The organism is Rufibacter sp. XAAS-G3-1, assembly GCF_013623775.1.
Taxonomy (GTDB): Bacteria; Bacteroidota; Bacteroidia; order Cytophagales; family Hymenobacteraceae; genus Nibribacter.
The window spans coordinates 47,413-64,724 of sequence record NZ_JABFAM010000021.1; the positions used below are offsets into that span (position 1 = coordinate 47,413).

Consider the following 17,312-nt stretch of genomic DNA (forward strand, 5'->3'; position numbering starts at 1 on the left):
TGGAAGTTTTAAGAAGGGAGCCGATAAAGGATTGTTGGTGATAACACCAACAATGGCCCGGAAAAATGGCACGCAAACCCAGAACGCCAGAACGCCTCCTTCTTCTCTACAATTATGAAGAAGACTTTTTAAGGTAATTGAGTATTAGACCAAACGAAGAACCCGTTTTAGGCCTGTTTTTCTAAAAACGAGCCTAAAACGGGTTCTTCGTTTAGTTTAAAGCTTTCTTCTTACTGGTTCGCGACAAAACTTAGATGGGTTCCCTTGGGGCTCACCGCCAATCTGGTGATATGCTTGACCCCGTATTGGCTGAAGTCTGCAATCTCTGTCCAACGTTGCGGGGTACCTGGGCGAAACGCATAAAGCTTGGCACCTTGCGCCATGAGTAGAAGTCCGTCTGGCAACCACGCGAAATCCTGGATGCCCGGTAAGGCCTGAATAAGCACCTGCCGTTCTCCTGTTTTCAGGTTCCATTGCCTGATTTCCGCTACTGAATCTGAGACAGGTACCAGGTAAGAAATGGCGGGTATCCGAGGCACTTTATGCAGACTTCGGCCTATGGATTCTTCCAACTTTACAGTTGTCTTGGTACTGGGCACTGCCAAATGCAGGCTCATAGGCGGTTGCTCTGGAAACGCCGCCACCAGCAACGTGTCTTGGTTATACCATACATGGTACCCAATCAACTGAGGCATCTCCAGCAACAGGGCAGGCTGACTGGTTCCGGCTTTCAGCGGGAAACGCCATAGATGCTGCTCTTTTCCGCGCACCACAGAGAAACTTTTCCCGTCTGGTGTCACCAAGGGGGAATATTCTGCTTCTGGCGTATTGGTGAGTTGCTGGGTTTTCTTCCTTGCCAGAAAATACTGGAAAATATTGGTCTGCTGTCCATCCCGCTGTGAGGTAAACAGAATAGACTTCCCGTCTGGCGTAAAGCTGGGCTGATTGTCATAGCCGGGCCGTTGGGTAATATTAGTCGGTACCCCAACCTGTACGTCTTCCTTCTGGCTTTTTAGCGTGACCAGAAATACCTCAGTGTCTGGAATACCCTGCGCGGTCGCACCTGTCCCCCACATACCCAACAGCCAAGTACAAATGATTCGTTTAAGTGGAGCCATATTTTTGGTTGAACGCTTTATCTGTATTTAACATAAACTATTAACTAAGGACACATATAGAATTACTCCGCCCCCACTTCTTTCAAGTGATTACATTAAAAGTAAACTTACCTGAAAGAAAGGCATACTAGCACATTAGGCTGGAATAAACAAAAGAGCGCCTCCCTACCCAGGGAGACGCTCTTTTGTTTTAAGAGCTTGTTTAACTTTCATCTTTGCGCTGCAAACCTAAAATGTAAACAAGCTCTAAACCGATTTCCAGAAAACGGCCATGAAATGGATTATACTTCCTCGGCCTTCAGTTCTTTCAACTCCTTCATAGGTCTGAGGAAGAAATCATTCAGGGGTTTGACTGCTTTCATCGCCGCCAGGCATTCCTCATAAAGGCGCTCACTGGTGACTACTTCATCTGGGAGCATGTAGGTGGTGTTCCAGCTTTTGTGCCGAAGCAGGTCAATGGCGGGGTTTTCACTGTCATAGCCTTTGGGGGTGGTTTTCAGTTTCTCGCCGCCCAGGCCCGCGTAGTATTTCTGGAACGAAGGACTGTGGAGAATTCCTTTCAGCTCATCATAATTGTAGTCAATCTCCTGCCGGATGGCCTTCAGTTCCGGAGCCGGGGGCATCCAGACACCGCCCGCCAGAAAAGACCCATCATTGGGGCTGATGTGCAGGTAAAAACCGGGGTTGATGGTCTTGCGGCCGCCCTCGGCCAGGTAGGCGCAGATGTGGTCTTTGTAAGGACGTTTGTCGGTGGAGAAACGCACATCGCGATAAATGCGGAACATGAGGTCTTTGGGCTCCTGTCCTTCCAGGGCTGGCTCAAACGCGGACGCCCCTTTGAGCAAGGTTTTCAGAAAAGAGATAAAATCCAGGCGGGCGGCATCATAGCGGCTGCGGTTCTGCTCAAACCAATCGCGCTGGTTGTGCTGCCGCAAGTCCCGGATAAATTCTAAGGTAGACGGATCTAGGTGTTTCTTCATGAGGTCTTGTAAGATTGGCAAATTGCCCTGGGTTGAAAACAAGTGCGCGGCAAAGTAAGTTCTACGCACCCCGCCCCGTAGGCTGGAAAGGTTTGTTCCCGTTTTCAAGTGATTTTACAGAAAACAGCCTCAAAACCGGATTGCCTGCAAAAAGGGGGTATAAACCTGACCTTACGCAAAACTGGCGGTGGTTCCCGGCGAGTCTGGAGACTCACTTCATCCTTTGTCACGAGACGGGAGTCTCGCGCCAGTTGGTTTTAAACCTGTGAGGTCTTGGAGACCTCACAGGTTTTCGTGTTTTGGGCCTGTTTTCCGCGATGCCGCTTGCTCCAAAGACCTTGTAGTGTCTTTAGACCTACGAGTGTCTGCTCCGATGCCGTTTCCAGCCTGTTTTCCTTAAACCTTCCCCAAAAGAAACCTGCAGCCGTTGGCCAACATTAAACGCACGTTTCCGTTCTGCTGGTATCTGCGGGCTGTTTCTTTGGCAGCGGCGTTTACCTACCCTGGCAGACTGGGGAATGACACGCAACTCTCGCTAATGCAGGGATGCGGATTCGGCTACTACCTACTGCTGTTTCCCATCACGTACATTTCCTCTAAGGTAGGGTGCACGCTGCCTCCTTCGGGCTCCAGAGTGACGGCAAAGGCCTGGGCTTCCTCAATGGACTTCATCCGGAGAAGGGTGCTTTCCGTGGCTTTCACTACCCCGGCATCAATCGGTTTGCCTTGCGCCAGGGCCCAAAGCTGGTATTGGCGGCCCGAGGGTGCCGCCGGTAAGTTGGCGGGATCAAAATACACTTCTTTGGTTTCCTGGTTCCAGAAGACAGTGGCCTGCGCCTGGGGGTGCTGGGTTACTCCTTTTAACTGCACCGCCAGCGTCTGCGGATTGCGCAGCACGCCCAGTAAATTCTCTGATTGCAGGCTCCGGTTCTCTAGCTGATGCACCTGCAAGGCATACTGCCGGGTGGTCTGTTGGGCAGTGAGCAGTTCATGGCGGGTATCACGCAGGCGGCTGTATAAGTACACGTTGGCGGCGGCACTCAGCACCAAGAGAATGACAGCCGCTATTTGCCACCAACGGCTGGTTTCTCTGGCGGAAGTACTGGCAGCAGCAGGATTCAGGGGCAAGACCTTTCCGGCGGAGGCGGTGCTGGTTTCTGCGGTGGCCTGTAGGTGACGTAAAATCTGTTTTTCCAATTCGGGGCGCGGAGCCTGGGCATGGGTGAGCGCATACGCTTCCATGGTCTGCAGGCACTCCTCCAGGGCGGTGCGCACGGCGGGGTGCTGCGCGGCCAGGCGCTCCACTTCCTCGCTTTCTGCGGGCGTGAGGCCACCGGCTGCGTACAGCTCCAGTACTCCTGAATCTATGTACTCCTGTGTATTCAACTCTATTTGATTAATTTGCTCAAGAACTTGATGGCCATCCGGGCCCGGGTTTTCACGGTGCCTAGCGGAATGTTTAACTCTTCGGCCACCTCACTTTGGGTGAAACCGTTAAAATACATCAAATCTATGATAACTTTTTGATCTGGGTTCAATTGCCCGGTCATTTCCTGTATCCCAATGTGGTCTGGTTTGATGCCGTCTGCGCTCACCAGGTGAGACGTAACCGTGTTTTCCATGGGCTGCGTCTTTGAACCTACGCGATATTGCTTGGAGCGGATTTTGTCAATCGCCAAGTTTCGGGAGATGTTCAGCATCCAGGTGAAGAGCCTCCCTTTCTGCTCGTCATAGGTAGGGAAAGCAGTCCAGATCTTCACGAAGCTTTCCTGCAGAACGTCCTCGGCCACTTCTTCCTGCTTCACAATACGGAGGATCACCCCGTACAGCGCCGCCGAGTAGTTACGGTAAAGGAGCGTGATGGCCCGTGGGTTCTGCGCCCGTAATTGCGCAACCAGCTCCTCTTCAGAAGTATTGTTCAAAGTTGAGTCCAACAAATAAGATCTTTAGGCCAGAAGGCAGTGGTGACGGAAGCAGGGGAGGCGAAAGTTCCCTCCTTTACGTAACTCTTTTAACACGGTTAGGTACAATATGTTTTGAAGAACTATTTATCGGCGAAAGCCATGTTCGTATTTTTACGGGCAATGCCCCTGCGCGTTAGGCACCATCGGCTCCAAATAAGTACTTAATCTTAATCAATCCCTCACATGCCCATTCAATCCCTTAATCCATACACCAATACCGTTGAGAAAACCTTTGAACCAGCCACGCCGCAGGAGATTGAGGAAACGCTGCGCCGCGCAGATTCGGCCTTCCAAACCTGGCGCACCACTTCCTTTTCGCAACGGTCTACGTTAATGCAACGCGCCGGCGGTGAGCTGGCGGGCAACACAGACTATTACGCCCGCCTCATCTCCCTGGAGATGGGCAAACCCCTGGCGCAGGCCCGCGGCGAAATACACAAATGCGCCACGGTCTGCCACTACTACGCCCAGCACGCCGAGGAATTCCTACGCGAGGAGGACATCAGAACCAGTGCCGTCCGCAGTTTTATCTCCTATGAACCGCTGGGCACTATTCTGGCCGTTATGCCCTGGAATTTCCCTTTCTGGCAGGTGTTCCGGTTTGCGGCACCGGCCTTGATGGCGGGCAACGTGGGTTTACTGAAACACGCCTCCAACGTACCGCAGTGCGCACTGGCCATTCAGGAAGTGTTTGACAAAGTAGGGTTTCCCAAAGGCTGCTTCCAGTCGGTGCTGGTTGGCTCTAAGGAAGTGGAGCAGTTGATAAAAGACGACCGCGTGAAAGCCGTGACCTTGACCGGGAGCGAAGGGGCCGGGGCCAAAGTTGCCTCGGTGGCCGGAAACGAGATAAAGAAAACCGTGCTGGAACTGGGCGGTTCTGATGCCTTTGTGGTGTTAGCCGATGTAGACGTGGAAGCCGTAGCCCAGAAAGCGGCCAGCGCCCGCCTGATCAATACCGGCCAGAGCTGCATTGCCGCCAAACGGTTTATTCTGGAGAAGCCCATTGCCGAGGCGTTTCTGGCCGAATTTTCCAAAAACATGCAGAAAAAGCGCACGGGCAATCCGCTGGAAGACGAGGACATTGACTACGGCCCCCTGGCGCGCGTTGACCTGGCCCGTGAACTCACCCACCAGGTGGAACGCTCCGTGGCCGCCGGGGCCAGACTCTACCTCCAAGGCGGCCAGCCCGACCCTGACCAAGCCCTTTTCCACCCAACTATCTTAACAAACATTGAGCGCGGAAACCCTGCCTACGAAGAAGAGTTCTTCGGCCCGGTGGCCTTGGTGTTCATTGCCGAAGACGCAGAAGATGCCATCCGGATTGCCAACGACTCGCCTTTCGGCCTGGGCGGCTCCATCTGGACGAAGGATATCACACGCGGGCAGGAACTGGCCAAACAGGTAGAAGCCGGGGCGGTGTTCGTGAATACCATTGTGGCCTCTGACCCAGCCTTGCCGTTTGGCGGCGTAAAGAAATCTGGCTACGGCCGGGAGCTGTCTTACCTGGGCATCCGGGAATTTGTGAACCAGAAAACGATCTGGGTAGGCGAACCCCAGGAGTAGCCTGCTGAGCGATGCAGTAATTTTTAACTCCTTGCATCAGCAGCAGCAAGTAAGAGCATATTTAAATTTCATCTTTGCGCTGCAAATTGCCATAAAAAGAACCTGCGTTCGCGGTTGCGTTGCACCATAGTGCTGCTACGCGGCTCAAAAAACCCTTCCGCAGAACCTTTCTCTGACAATTTTCGCCAGCAAACCTGAAATTTAAACAAGCTCTAAAGCCCTTTCCTGCAATCTACAGGGAAGGGCTTTACTTTGCTGCCCATTTATATAAAGATAAATTGTAAACCTGTTTAAGATAGATTTCTGACTGTATCAAAGTTCTTTCGGTTTCACAGCGCGACCAGACCTCCCTGAAAAAGGCCTGTTTTCTGGAAACTAGCCAAAAAACCGCCTGACAACCCAAAGTACCAAACTGAACAAGACACTGAGCAGCAACATGGTGGTAAAAGGGGCAAACACTTTGAAGCCGGGCCGTTCCACCCGCACATCGCCGGGCAGGCGTCCAAACCAATCCAGGCGCGGGCCTACCAGCCAAAGCAGCAATCCTACTCCCGCTATCACCAATCCCAGAATGACCAAGTATTTCCCTAGCGGTTGCATTTTCTGAGTGTTTTAGACTTCACTAGCAAGGCATTTCAGTTTTGGGGAAACAATCCCCCTTCCCCTCTTCTACGTCTGGAATATTTTTTTCGCTCTACCCCTAGCGTGTGTATTAGAGACCAACCAGACAGTAAACGCTGGTGCTTTGTCTATGAGGCAATAGAGCTTCTTCGTTTTACTTCTACTTTCTGAAAAACAGAGCCAAAACAGCCGGCAACCCGCACAACCCCAGGTACATTTTCCACTAAGAGCCTACCTCTTCTGAACAGGCTCCAGGTAAATGCCAAGTCAAACTACTTCTTCAACCATCTGAAATAATACTATCTTTGAAGCCATCAAGAACGCTTGACGTTGATCTATTAAACCTGTTCCCATGAAAGCAGTTGGAATCATTCCGGCCCGATTTGCCTCTACCCGTTACCCCGGCAAACCTTTGGTGATGCTGGAAGGAAAGTCAATGATTCAACGGGTGTACGAACAAGTCCAAACCGCAGCTATTCAGGAAGTAGTGGTCGCCACAGACGATGACCGGATCAGGCAACATGTACTGGAGTTCGGGGGGAACGTGATCATGACCTCAGCTCACCACCAAAGCGGCACCGACCGCTGCTACGAGGCCTATACACAGCTTGACGAAGCCTTTGACGTAGTAATAAACATTCAGGGCGATGAGCCTTTTATTCAGCCCGAGCAGGTTAACAAGGTGCTGGGTTGCTTCACGCAGCCAGATGCCCAGATTGCTACGCTCATCAAGCCCGTTGTTTCACCGGAGGAACTTCTGAACCCCAATAGCCCCAAAGTGGTGATAGGTGCCCAGCACCAGGCCCTTTATTTCAGCCGTCATCCTATCCCCTACCTCCGCGGAGCCGAGCCGCATGAGTGGCTCTCCCGTCACGGCTATTACAAACACATTGGTATTTACGGCTACCGGAGCACGGTATTGGCGCAACTGACGCAATTGCAGCCTTCCGGCCTGGAGAAAGCAGAGTCCCTGGAGCAGTTGCGCTGGCTGGAGCATGGATTTAAGATTATCACAGCGGTTACTGAGTTGGAGACCATTGGCATTGATACGCCAGCAGATGTAGCGAAGGCACTGCTTTATTTGAAAGCTTCTGGACAGTAAGTTGATTGATGCCTGGGAGTAGCTGGCTTTTGCGTGCGTTTACGGGCTGCTTTTTGCATTTCTGCCGAAAAGTGCTCACGCCCGGCCGAGTCCCAGCAGGTACTCAAGCGAAAGCCTGAATTGGTGCGTTTAGTAAAGGCCATTACTATTTGAAACAGCAAACCATCCCTGCCCTCCTTAGCCTAGGAGGGGCGCTTTCCCAAGGTGCTCATCACCCGCCAGATTTCTTCGCTTTATACCCAAGATCAAGCAGGAGTTGCAGGACTTTATCCCTGAAGTCACCTTGGATGGTGATTTCTCCGTCTTTGGCGCTGCCGCCTACGCCGCATTTGGTCTTTATGGTTTTTCCTAGCGTTTGCAGGTCGCTGTCCTGGCCTACAAAACCGGTCACCAACGTGACCTGCTTGCCGCCGCGGCTCTTTTTGTCAAGCTGCACCCGCAGGTTCTGCTGCTGGGGCGGCAACGTCTGAAGTTCTTCCTCTTGTTGATGCTGGTACTCAAAATCTGGGTTGGTGGAGAAGACCACCCCTTCGCGGTTCTTTTTGTTTTTGCTCATGTTCTTATGCGTTTACCTACAAAGAGGCGACTACTTCTAAAGACTTCGGAAACATCTGTACTTCAAACTGGGTGGCCTGGCCTATAAATTCACCATCGGCGTGGAAATACTGGGGCTCTTTGCTTTGTACGCGAACGGTAGAACAGGTATGGAATTCGGCCAGGCTGGAATGCGCCAGCTGTTTGGTCAATAACCCATAGCCTAGTTGAATGGCCTCGGCGATGCCCACGTGACGGATAAGACAGACATCCATCAATCCATCCTGAATATTGGCCATGGGCGCGATATAGGCGTTATTGCCATACTGCGAGGCATTCCCAAAAGCCACCACAAAGAACTCTGACGTAAGCTCCCGACCATTGATATGGACAGTGGCTTCTTCCGATTGAAAATTCCGAAACTCCCGCACCACCAATTGGATGTAACTACTCAGTCCGCGTTTAGTGCTTTTGGCAAAAACCGAACTCACCAATCCGTCAAAGCCAATACCGGCGGTACAGAAAAACGGATGGCCGTTGATGGTGCAGGAATCTATGTGGTGGAAGCTGGGCTGGTTCAGCAGAGCGATGGCCTGGGGTAGCGCCAGCGGAATGCCTAAGTGCCTGGCCAGGCCGTTCCCGGAACCTTTGGGTAAGATCCCCAATGCCGAGGAAGTGCCTTTCAAGGCCCGGGCTACTTCGTTCACGGTTCCATCTCCGCCCACGGCTACCACCAAACGGGCCCCCTCAGACGCCGCCTGCCTTGCCAGTTCTGTGGCATGGCCCGCGCGTTGGGTGAGAAGTATCTCTGGGTTCCAGCGGGTAATGTCTAGGTGCTCAGCTATGAGCCCGGGTACCGATGTATTGCTCTTCACCCCTGATTTTGGGTTCAGGATAAAACAAACTTTCTCTGGGGCGGTGGTCTGTTCCATGGGCAGCGGCATCTGTATAGAACTCAATTAGGGTTTCCAGCCTCTTTTTTGAAAAACCTCCCCAAAACGTTAAAAGCGGTTTTGGGTGCTTAGGGCATGTTTAAACTTTGGCTTTTGCGCTGCATACGGCCGTAGAGAGAACCTGGCTTTGCACTTTCATCGCCCTCGTAGCACTGCTATGAGGCTCAAAAATTGCTTTGCAGAACCTTGCTCTTGCTGGTTGAGCCAGCAAACCCAAAAGTTTAAACATGCTCTAAGTTGTTTTAGGGCTGTTTTGGTAAAAATACACAAAAAAAGTGGTGCCGCCGGAGGCAGCACCACTTGGTGTTAAGAGGGCTGAAAATTTATGCGCCCAAACGCTCCATTAAGTCAGCAGCGCGGTTAGAGTAACCGTACTCGTTGTCATACCAGCCCACTACTTTCACCAACGTACCGTTGGCAGAGGTCATTTTAGCGTCAAAAATGCAAGAGTGTGGATTCCCTACAATGTCAATAGAAACGATTGGATCCTCGGTATACTCCAGAATGCCTTTCAATTCGTTTTCGGCAGCTTTCTTCATTGCCTCGTTGATCTCCTGCTTGGTTACTTCGCGTTTCAGGATCACGGTCAAGTCCGTCAATGAACCATCTGGAATTGGAACGCGCATGGCCACTCCGTCTAATTTACCGTTCAGGTGCGGCAACACCAAACCAACCGCCTTAGCGGCACCGGTAGAGGTTGGAACAATGGAAACGGCGGCGGCACGGGCTCTGCGCAAATCTGCGTGAGGCGCATCTTGTAGGTTTTGGTCTGCGGTATAGGCGTGTACCGTAGTGATGTAGCCTTTCTCAATTCCAAAGGCCTCATCCAACACTTTCGCCATGGGCGCTAAGCAGTTAGTGGTACAAGAGGCGTTTGACACAATGGTTTCTGCCCCGGTCAAGGTCTCTTCGTTTACCCCCAGTACTACCGTAGGAATGTTCCCTTTGGCGGGAGCCGAGATGACCACTTTTTTGGCACCAGCTTCTAAGTGTCCGCCCGCCCCTTTTTCATCTACGAAACGGCCAGTAGACTCTAATACGACATCTACGTCTAGTCTACCCCAAGGTAAATTCTTAGGCTCACGCTCCGCAAATACCTCAATGCGCTGTCCGTTTACCGTAAGGCTATTCTCGTCAGCCGCAACGGTTCCGTTGAAGCGGCCATGTACTGAATCATATTTTAGTAAGTGCGCCAGGGTGGCGTTATCAGTCAAGTCATTGATGGCTACAATTTCCACGTTTCCGCGTTCCATCAGGGTCTTAAAGGTAAGACGGCCGATGCGGCCGAAGCCATTGATGGCTACTCTTAGTTTCTTAGACATGTTGATTAAGGTTTTTATTCTCGTTTAAGGGTGGCAAGTTACATGTTCCAACAGGCAAAACAAATTAAAAATTTACCGGCTCATTTTGAGTTATTTAGCGTTTAAACGCATTTTTTTTAACAAAGATGCTTGGCAGAAATAAAAGCGCCCTCTATATTTGCACCATCAAAACCGAAAGATGGTCCGTTCGTCTAGGGGTTAGGACACCAGATTTTCATTCTGGTAACAGGGGTTCGATTCCCCTACGGACTACCAAGAGGGAAAAGTCAGTTTCACTACTGCTTTTCCCTCTTTCTTTTTGCCCCATTTTCTGCGAAATCTCCGCAGCAAGGCCGAAAACTGAGTTCACCCTGGTGGTTCGATAAGCCTCTTTTTCCCGGTCATATTGCACCCCTTCCGGGAACACCAACGCCTGTAGCCTCCTACGATTAACAGCGTTCCCCTTAGTCCAAGAGGATGAGAGACTTAGCGCCATTCTCAGCCCTTTTTCCAGCAACATCTGGTGGTTCGATAAAGGTCCGGAGAGTTTTTCCAGGTTCACCCCGATTTCCCGTTCCTCTGCTTTCAGCTCACCGCTGAACTTCTGGAATATCTCACGCTCTATTTCCCCGTAGGCATAGCGCCGCTCCAGCGTATCCAGCTTCTTTTTAAGTTCCGCTGACTGCAGCTTCAGCCGCTTCTCTTCCTGCACGTGCTCCTGGCTTAGCTTTGCAAATACCTGGCCCATCATCTCCTGAACCTGCGGCAGCAGGATCGGATCGATTTGGTATTCCTTCAGCAGCCCCTGGTACAGCTCGTGCATCTTGCCGGCGTTTCGGTTCAGGCAGCAGCCCTTCGTGTTGCACTTGTAGTAGTGGATGCCTTTCTTCTTCATCTCGTAGCCGGTGAGTGGCTTATGGCACTCACCGCATTTTATGTGGTGGCGCAACGGCAACTGCGCGTCCTCCTTCACCTGGGTGTAGCCGTGGGCATTCTGCGCCTGGAGCCCGTTCACCCGCAGGAAAACATCTCTTGATACCAGCGGCTCGTGCCTGCCCTCTATCACCTCGCCCTCGCCCAGCAGCCCGTGGGTGATGAGCCCGCAGTAGAAGGGGTTGCGGAAGACCTTGGTCAGGGTCTGGTTATACAGCGTGAGCCCCTGTGCCTTCAGCCTCTGGATGATGTCGGTGTTACTCAGGCCCTGCTCGGCCTTGAGCTGGAAGGCCAGCCTTACCAGCTTTCCGGTCTTGTTGGGTTTGATGACCTGCTCTCCGTTCACGCGGTACTGGTCGTAGCCCATGGGCGCAGGGCCCATCCAGAAGCCCTTGCGCACCTTGGCCTCCATGCCCGCCACGCACTTCTCACGCCGCTGGTCGTTGTCGAACTGGGAGAAGAGGAACTGGATGCCCTGCTGGAGCTTGCCGCTCGCCGTCATGGTGTCCACCGGCTGGGTGACGGCCACCACGGAGATGCCCAGCTGCGAGAGCTGGTCGGCGATGTAGATGGCGTTGGGCCCGGAGCGCGAGAAGCGGTCGTGGCTGTAGACGATGATGTAGCCTACCTTGTGGCGGCTCTTCCGCACGAAGTCCAGCATCAGCTGGAAGTGCTTGCGCTCGTCGTTCTTGGCGCTCTCGTAGGTGCCCCCGAAGGTGGCGGCGACCTCGTAGCCGTGGCGCTCGGCGTAACCGCGGCAGCGCTCCAGCTGGGTCTCCAGGCTCTGGTTCGTCTCGGCCTGCTCTTTCGTAGATACACGCGTGTAGATGACGGCCACCTTGCCCCGGGCCACGGCTTTGTTTTTCTTCTTGTCCTGCATCTGCGGACGGGCGAAGATGCCCAGGTCAACATTGCCAGGCATTGCTTTGCCATTGCGGCCCGTTGCGGGAGGCATTGGTTTACCGTTGCCGACCATTGGTTTTGCATTGCCAGCCATTGCGGAGGGCATTGCTGCCCCTTGGTTTTCCGTCGCATCGCCATTGCTGTCCATTGCTTCTGCATTGCCACCCATTGATTTAGCGTTGGTATGCGTTGGTTTTGCGTTGGCGGGCGTTGATTTCTTGTTGCTGCTTGTTGCTAGAGGCGCTGGTTTCCTGTTGCTCCCCGTTGCTGTATTGGTTGCCACTTCCTTTTCCATGGTCTTGGTTGCTGTTTTCGCTGATTTATTGATTGATTCTGTCTGTATTCCTGTCCCTGCGCTACCTATTCTCTCTTGTAGGTGGCATTTTATTGGGTATCAGGCTCCGGTGCGCTTTCCTGCCGGAGCACCCCGTAGAGAAGGGAGGTGAGCCGGAGCATCTGGTCCACCGTCTCACCGGCTTGTTCCTCGGAAAGGTGGCCGTACCCTGGGGTGGAGAGCAGGGCCGCTATGTGCCGTTCCCTCAGCTGCCCGTCTTCCCTGACGTGGCGGTAGAAGCCCTCTCCCTCCCCGCCTATACCCTCCGGCAACCCGCGTTGTCCTTCGTTGTTCTCGCCTGTTTTCCATTCTTTTTGCTGGTTCTCGGCCTGTTTTCTGGTTGTTTCCACGGAATGTGTCGGTTCCGCAGCCGTATGGGTCTTTAATGTATCGCTGTCCCGCCTTTGGGCACTGAAAGCAGATGCCGTTGGTTACCGTTGCTGAACGTTGCTATGCGTTGCTCCGGTGTGGCCCCAAGGTGGGACATTGCCTACATCTCCCCCACTGTCTGCTGGCCGTACATTCCTTCCTTATCAGTCACCTGTGGGTTAGGCAGGCCAAGGGCCCTCACCTTCGCCTCCAGTACCTTGTTCACCCTCAACTCCCGAACCTGCTCCGTGAGGGACAGGTATAGGTGCGTCCCATTAAGACGGGTTTCGCCAGAAGCCTCCACCCAGAGCCTGGGCTGCAATGGGGGTATGAGCACCACGCCCACCTCACTGCAATCCACCAGCTGTTGTATCAGCAGCGTCTCCAGCAGCGGCATGGGGTGTCCCACATCCCGGGACGCGTCCCCTGGGTCTGTCCCGGCGAAGAGGTACTCCTTCACTTGGCGGATATTCTCCAGCGGGTAGCCCAGCGTCCGCAGCCGGTCTATCAGGCGCACCCAGATGAACCCGTGGAAGGAGAGCAGGTTCTTCCTGCCCTCCGGGATGGCGAAGGGCAAGAGGCCCGCGTGGTGCCAGCCGTGGAAGCGTTTGGCCGTGATGCCTGCCTCCCGCACCGAGAAAGTTGGCTCGCACAGGCGGGCTATCAGCCCCTGTGACGTCTCTGTCCCTTTGTAGGCGAACATGCCCGCCTGTGCGTTATTCTCCATTGATTCTTTGTTCTTTATTGGTTCTATGTTCTCTGGTTCTTGTCTCATTTCTGTTTGTTACCTAAAGGTAATAAAATATTTCACACTCTGCTCGGCTCCTGTCCATAGAGCCGATATTTATTTTTTGTCCGCTTGGAAGTTGCCCGGTATGGGCTTCGGGTAAGATAGGTAAGCAGTTTTCGGAAGAAAGTGCTTACCCGCCTCTAAGTAGGAAATCAAAGGCTTGCTTTGCCTGTGAAAACTGCCCCTATTTGCCTGGAGCGCAGCTTTCTTTATTGCCTTTGCTACAAGTTTGCCCCCAGGTAAGGCTTTTCGGCGGAATGTGCTTACCCATCTTACCCGTTCCTTGTGATGGTTGGTTCTAGAAAGGCGGGGTGACCTCCTGGGGCCTGCCTGGGACTTCTTGCGGGCGTTGCTGGCTGTTAGCCTCCACCTCATCCCAGGTGAGCTCCCGCACCAGGTAGCCGTAGCTGCCGCCCCGCTTCACGCGCCCGAAGCCGTGCTTCCGCAGGGCCTTGCCCAGTTTGTTGGCGCTGGCGTCCGTCACGCCTATCTTCGCCTTCTCGGCCAGTCTTGCCACTAGCTGGGAGGTGGTCAGGAATAGGGCCTTTTCCCCTTCTCCGGCTTTCTCGAACCAGGAAAGCAGCAGCTCCTCTTCCACCGTTCTTACCTGGAAACGCTCGTTGCTGGCCGTGACCGCCTGTATCTCCTCTCGGTCAAACCAGAAGCGGAAGCCGGTTCTGTAGAGGTGCAGCGCCTGCGCGTAGGCCATTCCCATGTCCGTCTGTCGTTGGTAGTCGATGTCCAGGACCTCAAAGCAGAGGAAGCGGCGGCTGCCGGTGGTGTCGGAGAGGAACTGGGCCGTGTTCACCGACCCGGCGAAACTCGCCCGCCGGGGCATCTTCTCGTGGTGGTGCCCGTAGGCCCGGCGCACCTTTATCTCGCCCTTGGTGACCATCTCCTTCAGGGAGCCTATCTCCGAGCGGTTCAGGTTCTCCAGCTCGTCCAGGTTGATGAGCATGTTCTCCGAGAGTTGCTGCAGGGTGTCCTTGTTACCCGGGTTTATCTCCCCCGAGTAGAGGTACTCCTTCAATTCCCTGGGCACCAGGTTCAGCACCCAGGTCGTCTTGCCCAGCCCCTGCCCGCCGCTGAGCACGATGAGCGTGTGGTTGACCACCTTCTCGTCCAGCACGCCCGCGACCATGGCCACGAACCACTTGCGGAAGCAGGTCTGCCACTGCTCTTGGTCGGTAGTCGTCACCGTGGAAGCCAGCGCACCGATGTGGTCCGTATGGCCATCCCAGGAAGGCAGGGCGTTGAAGTAGGTTTTGAAGGGGTCGTAGAGCGGGCAGAAATCCGAGGAGAGCAGCATCCGCAGCTCGGCCTGGCTCACCCGCACCTGGGCCTTCTTCAGCTCCCTGAGCATGGTGCTCTCGGCGCGGTCGCTCAGCGGCTGCCATCTGCCCTTAGCACCGGTGCGGTATTCCTGCCGGGAGGTGACCACGTTGTAGCGGAACCCGTAGCGGGCCAGCAGGAACTCCTCTATCCGGTCGATGTAGGTCTCCGCCCCACTTGGGCTGGGGATTGAACCAAGCCCTTCATTCCCCCATTCAGTTTCAGTATCTTCTTCAAACTCCTGCCCGGACGTTGGCGTGCGTTGGAGGGACGTTGGTTCGCGTTGATTGTAGGGCGTTGGTTCGCGTTGGAATCCGTTGGTGGTCGTTCCAAGGCGTTGCCCAGCGCCGTATTTCCCCCGGAATACATTCATCCCGTGCTCCTGGGTGTTGGCGTAGGCGCTGTTGACTGCCGCCCTGACCTCCTGCGCATCATAGCCGTAATCTGATAACAGATAGCCCAGCGCATCGGATTGGTTTATCCCGTAGCGGTTCAGGTTGCAGGCCAGCTGGTGCACGAAGACGTTGCGGCTCCCCTCAGCGTAGGTGTGCCTGCGCTCCGTGAGCGTGACGCAATGAACGAACACCTCTTCCAACGAAGGTTCCCCGGTGTTGCCAGCACCTACAGCGGCATTGGCTCTGCGTTGACCTGCGTTGCCGGTGGTGCGTTGACCTGCGTTGGCAACGGTAGGCAACTCCTGTTGACTCACCGGGAAAACAGCCGCCTCCGGGTTCAGGTAAAGGTCTGGGTCCCAGGAGACGAAGCACAGACGCGTCACGTCGCTGCCCGACTCGTCTATCCTCAGCCCCAGCAGCATGGCGTAGTGCTCCTTCACCTGGCGATAAGCCTGTTTGTGAGAAGCTGCGCCGCTGTCCACCCGCACCAGCACCTTCAGCCCGTTGCCCGAGGGGCTGGTGAAGGCGGCGTAGGTATGGGGCTCCCCCGAGGCTATTCTTTTGGCTAGGGCAAGCTCCCCCTCCGAGACTTTGTCCAGGTCCAGCGCCACCACGCCGGAGTACACCCGCAGGTGCTCCAGCTTGCGCCCTCCCATGTACCGGCCAGAGGGCGTGAAGGCGGGCAGGCTTTTCTTCGCCTGCTCGTACTCATTCTTTTTGCCCTGTACCAGTAATGAGCGCACCGCTTCCACTTGGCTCCGGTAAGCCCCATCTTGGATACTATGGAGAATGCCCCCCAGGGGCCTGTCCTCCAGTACTTGGGTGAAGTTCTTAAATAAACTTATTAGGCTCATGGTTTGTCACACTCAGCAGAGGGTGCGACGTGGGGTCCAGGGTTGATGCGCCAGGCGATTGCTGCAACCGCCCCTCGCGCAAGGGATAAAAGTAGAAATAGCTCTATCATAAACGTTGTCTTTAAGTGTTTATGGAGGCAATTTCTGAAACGGGGGCCAACTAAGGGGAAGTACGTCTTCCGTCAAGATTTCCGTCTAAAATTCCGTCAATTTTATTCTTACCTAGAAGCTCTTGGTCTTCTTGCCGTGGCGCGCGAAGTTCGTTTGCAGGACCTCCACCCTGTACTCCCCAGTCACTGGGTCTATGTACCTGGAGAACTTGTCGAAGGTGTCTATCAGCATGTAGCAGTACGCGTGGGTGGAGGACGTATCGGTGTCGACCTTGTCGAAGAACTCGTACACCGCCCCTAGGATGTCTTTTTGGGTTCCGTTCACCTGTACCTTTACGCTCTCCAGCCTCAGGTCCGACCCGTGGAAGCAGGTGTGCACCCATCGCCTTACCATACTCTCCTCCACGATGCTCTCCCCTCCCCTTTTCCTCGGCCTGCACAGCCTATGCACGAAGAACCGCTCAATCTCCCAGATAGGTACCGGCTCGCCCTCCCGCACGGCCTTTATCCTATAGTCCTGCCCGGTTGACAGCGCGGGGCTCCGCTCGGCCGACCGCCTTCTTTTCTCCAGCCATTCCAACGGCATGAGGGCCAGCTCGGACCTGAACCTGGTGTTGGAGATGAACCCCACCGCGTCCATTGGTATCCATTCCGGGCTCATCCGGACGAAGAAAACAAAGTCGCTCGGCTCCCCCCTGAACTTGAACAGGTGGAAGTCCAGGAAGCCGGACATGGCCGAGAGCTGGCTCGCCAGGAAAACATTCTGGTAATAGAAGCGCCAGAGCTCCATGCTTAGCTCATCCGAGCGATCCAGGTAGTACTCCCCGGGGTGCTGCGAGATGTACTGGTGCATGCTCTCCTGCTCCTCCCCTTTAAAAATGTAGGAGAGGTAATCCGTTATTTGCATCGAAAACATATTTAATCGATTAGGAATAGAAGTAACCCAATAATGTTAAATATCAAACCAATATCCATAAACCATAAACACCAGTCTGGTGGATGCACATCGTAGTCTTACCACAGACACGGCCTCACAAGGGATAGGTAAAACTATCAAATAACATTGATCTTTATGAATTAGAAAAACACATATACTGAGCTATTCAAGTGTTTTGCTATGGTATGACTCGCACCAGCATAGAAGCTCATCGTCATT

The 17,312-nt window shown here is 53.9% G+C and carries 14 protein-coding genes, 1 tRNA gene and 1 pseudogene; 3 read left to right on the forward strand and 13 right to left on the reverse strand.

All coding sequences use genetic code 11. The features are described from left to right. Nucleotides 1-230: 230 nt before the first annotated feature. From HHO50_RS19025 to HHO50_RS19040, 4 genes are all read right to left on the reverse strand, one after another. Nucleotides 231-1,118, reverse strand: coding sequence for a PD40 domain-containing protein (locus HHO50_RS19025; RefSeq protein ID WP_181308481.1), 888 nt, complete (start codon nucleotides 1,116-1,118; stop codon nucleotides 231-233). Between the two features lie 281 nt (nucleotides 1,119-1,399). Further along, nucleotides 1,400-2,098 (reverse strand): DUF2461 domain-containing protein, encoded by a 699-nt coding sequence (locus HHO50_RS19030; RefSeq protein WP_181308482.1) that lies wholly within the window; start codon nucleotides 2,096-2,098, stop codon nucleotides 1,400-1,402. Between the two features lie 561 nt (nucleotides 2,099-2,659). After that, the gene (locus HHO50_RS19035) at nucleotides 2,660-3,484 is read right to left on the reverse strand and encodes an anti-sigma factor domain-containing protein (protein WP_181308485.1); all 825 of its coding nucleotides are present in this window, start codon (nucleotides 3,482-3,484) and stop codon (nucleotides 2,660-2,662) included. 2 nt (nucleotides 3,485-3,486) lie between these two features. Continuing rightward, complete coding sequence (locus HHO50_RS19040; RefSeq protein ID WP_255478824.1) at nucleotides 3,487-4,020, reverse strand: RNA polymerase sigma factor; 534 nt, start codon at nucleotides 4,018-4,020, stop codon at nucleotides 3,487-3,489. Between the two features lie 225 nt (nucleotides 4,021-4,245). On the opposite strand from HHO50_RS19040, the gene HHO50_RS19045 reads away from it, so the two are divergent. After that, nucleotides 4,246-5,625, forward strand: a complete 1,380-nt coding sequence (locus HHO50_RS19045; protein ID WP_181308489.1) for an NAD-dependent succinate-semialdehyde dehydrogenase — start codon at nucleotides 4,246-4,248, stop codon at nucleotides 5,623-5,625. Between the two features lie 375 nt (nucleotides 5,626-6,000). On the opposite strand, the gene HHO50_RS19050 is transcribed toward HHO50_RS19045, so the two are convergent. After that, the gene (locus HHO50_RS19050; RefSeq protein ID WP_181308491.1) at nucleotides 6,001-6,225 is read right to left on the reverse strand and encodes a DUF2905 domain-containing protein; all 225 of its coding nucleotides are present in this window, start codon (nucleotides 6,223-6,225) and stop codon (nucleotides 6,001-6,003) included. 373 nt (nucleotides 6,226-6,598) lie between these two features. Here HHO50_RS19050 and kdsB point away from each other — a divergent pair, with 373 nt between their 5' ends. Then, nucleotides 6,599-7,348 carry a 3-deoxy-manno-octulosonate cytidylyltransferase gene (gene kdsB, locus HHO50_RS19055; RefSeq protein WP_181308493.1) on the forward strand — a complete coding sequence of 250 codons (750 nt, stop codon included), beginning with the start codon at nucleotides 6,599-6,601 and terminating at the stop codon, nucleotides 7,346-7,348. Nucleotides 7,349-7,559: 211 nt separating this feature from the next. On the opposite strand, the gene HHO50_RS19060 is transcribed toward kdsB, so the two are convergent. From HHO50_RS19060 to gap, 3 genes are all read right to left on the reverse strand, one after another. Continuing rightward, entirely contained in the window at nucleotides 7,560-7,904 is a 345-nt protein-coding gene (locus HHO50_RS19060) for a translation initiation factor (RefSeq protein WP_181308495.1), read from the reverse strand. Between the two features lie 16 nt (nucleotides 7,905-7,920). Continuing rightward, the gene (locus HHO50_RS19065) at nucleotides 7,921-8,814 is read right to left on the reverse strand and encodes a diacylglycerol kinase family protein (protein ID WP_181308497.1); all 894 of its coding nucleotides are present in this window, start codon (nucleotides 8,812-8,814) and stop codon (nucleotides 7,921-7,923) included. Between the two features lie 344 nt (nucleotides 8,815-9,158). Continuing rightward, nucleotides 9,159-10,157 carry a type I glyceraldehyde-3-phosphate dehydrogenase gene (gene gap, locus HHO50_RS19070; RefSeq protein ID WP_181308499.1) on the reverse strand — a complete coding sequence of 333 codons (999 nt, stop codon included), beginning with the start codon at nucleotides 10,155-10,157 and terminating at the stop codon, nucleotides 9,159-9,161. Nucleotides 10,158-10,337: 180 nt separating this feature from the next. On the opposite strand from gap, the gene HHO50_RS19075 reads away from it, so the two are divergent. Beyond that, nucleotides 10,338-10,412, forward strand: a tRNA-Glu gene (locus tag HHO50_RS19075). Between the two features lie 781 nt (nucleotides 10,413-11,193). Here HHO50_RS19075 and HHO50_RS21625 read toward each other — a convergent pair. The 5 genes and pseudogenes from HHO50_RS21625 to HHO50_RS19100 form a co-directional block, all read right to left on the reverse strand. Beyond that, a pseudogene (locus HHO50_RS21625) lies at nucleotides 11,194-12,267 on the reverse strand (recombinase family protein); the annotation flags it as partial. Nucleotides 12,268-12,356: 89 nt separating this feature from the next. Next, on the reverse strand, nucleotides 12,357-12,656 hold the full coding sequence (locus HHO50_RS19085) for a hypothetical protein (protein WP_181308501.1): 300 nt from the start codon (nucleotides 12,654-12,656) through the stop codon (nucleotides 12,357-12,359). A 140-nt stretch (nucleotides 12,657-12,796) separates the two neighbouring features. Continuing rightward, nucleotides 12,797-13,450 (reverse strand): hypothetical protein, encoded by a 654-nt coding sequence (locus HHO50_RS19090; RefSeq protein WP_181308503.1) that lies wholly within the window; start codon nucleotides 13,448-13,450, stop codon nucleotides 12,797-12,799. 313 nt (nucleotides 13,451-13,763) lie between these two features. Beyond that, nucleotides 13,764-16,046, reverse strand: a complete 2,283-nt coding sequence (locus HHO50_RS19095) for a VapE domain-containing protein (RefSeq protein ID WP_181308505.1) — start codon at nucleotides 16,044-16,046, stop codon at nucleotides 13,764-13,766. Between the two features lie 222 nt (nucleotides 16,047-16,268). Then, nucleotides 16,269-17,072, reverse strand: a complete 804-nt coding sequence (locus tag HHO50_RS19100) for a hypothetical protein (protein WP_181308507.1) — start codon at nucleotides 17,070-17,072, stop codon at nucleotides 16,269-16,271. Nucleotides 17,073-17,312: the final 240 nt, after the last annotated feature.

Excerpts from the sequence above, each read along its gene's own strand:
- HHO50_RS19045 (WP_181308489.1), top strand. The coding sequence starts at position 4,246 with ATGCCCATTCAATCCCTTAATCCATACACCAATACCGTTGAGAAAACC.
- HHO50_RS19065 (WP_181308497.1), bottom strand. The coding sequence starts at position 8,814 with ATGGAACAGACCACCGCCCCAGAGAAAGTTTGTTTTATCCTGAACCCA.
- HHO50_RS19025 (WP_181308481.1), bottom strand. The coding sequence starts at position 1,118 with ATGGCTCCACTTAAACGAATCATTTGTACTTGGCTGTTGGGTATGTGG.
- HHO50_RS19030 (WP_181308482.1), bottom strand. The coding sequence starts at position 2,098 with ATGAAGAAACACCTAGATCCGTCTACCTTAGAATTTATCCGGGACTTG.
- HHO50_RS19095 (WP_181308505.1), bottom strand. The coding sequence starts at position 16,046 with ATGAGCCTAATAAGTTTATTTAAGAACTTCACCCAAGTACTGGAGGAC.
- HHO50_RS19100 (WP_181308507.1), bottom strand. The coding sequence starts at position 17,072 with ATGTTTTCGATGCAAATAACGGATTACCTCTCCTACATTTTTAAAGGG.
- HHO50_RS19050 (WP_181308491.1), bottom strand. The coding sequence starts at position 6,225 with ATGCAACCGCTAGGGAAATACTTGGTCATTCTGGGATTGGTGATAGCG.
- kdsB (WP_181308493.1), top strand. The coding sequence starts at position 6,599 with ATGAAAGCAGTTGGAATCATTCCGGCCCGATTTGCCTCTACCCGTTAC.
- HHO50_RS19090 (WP_181308503.1), bottom strand. The coding sequence starts at position 13,450 with ATGAGACAAGAACCAGAGAACATAGAACCAATAAAGAACAAAGAATCA.
- gap (WP_181308499.1), bottom strand. The coding sequence starts at position 10,157 with ATGTCTAAGAAACTAAGAGTAGCCATCAATGGCTTCGGCCGCATCGGC.
- HHO50_RS19060 (WP_181308495.1), bottom strand. The coding sequence starts at position 7,904 with ATGAGCAAAAACAAAAAGAACCGCGAAGGGGTGGTCTTCTCCACCAAC.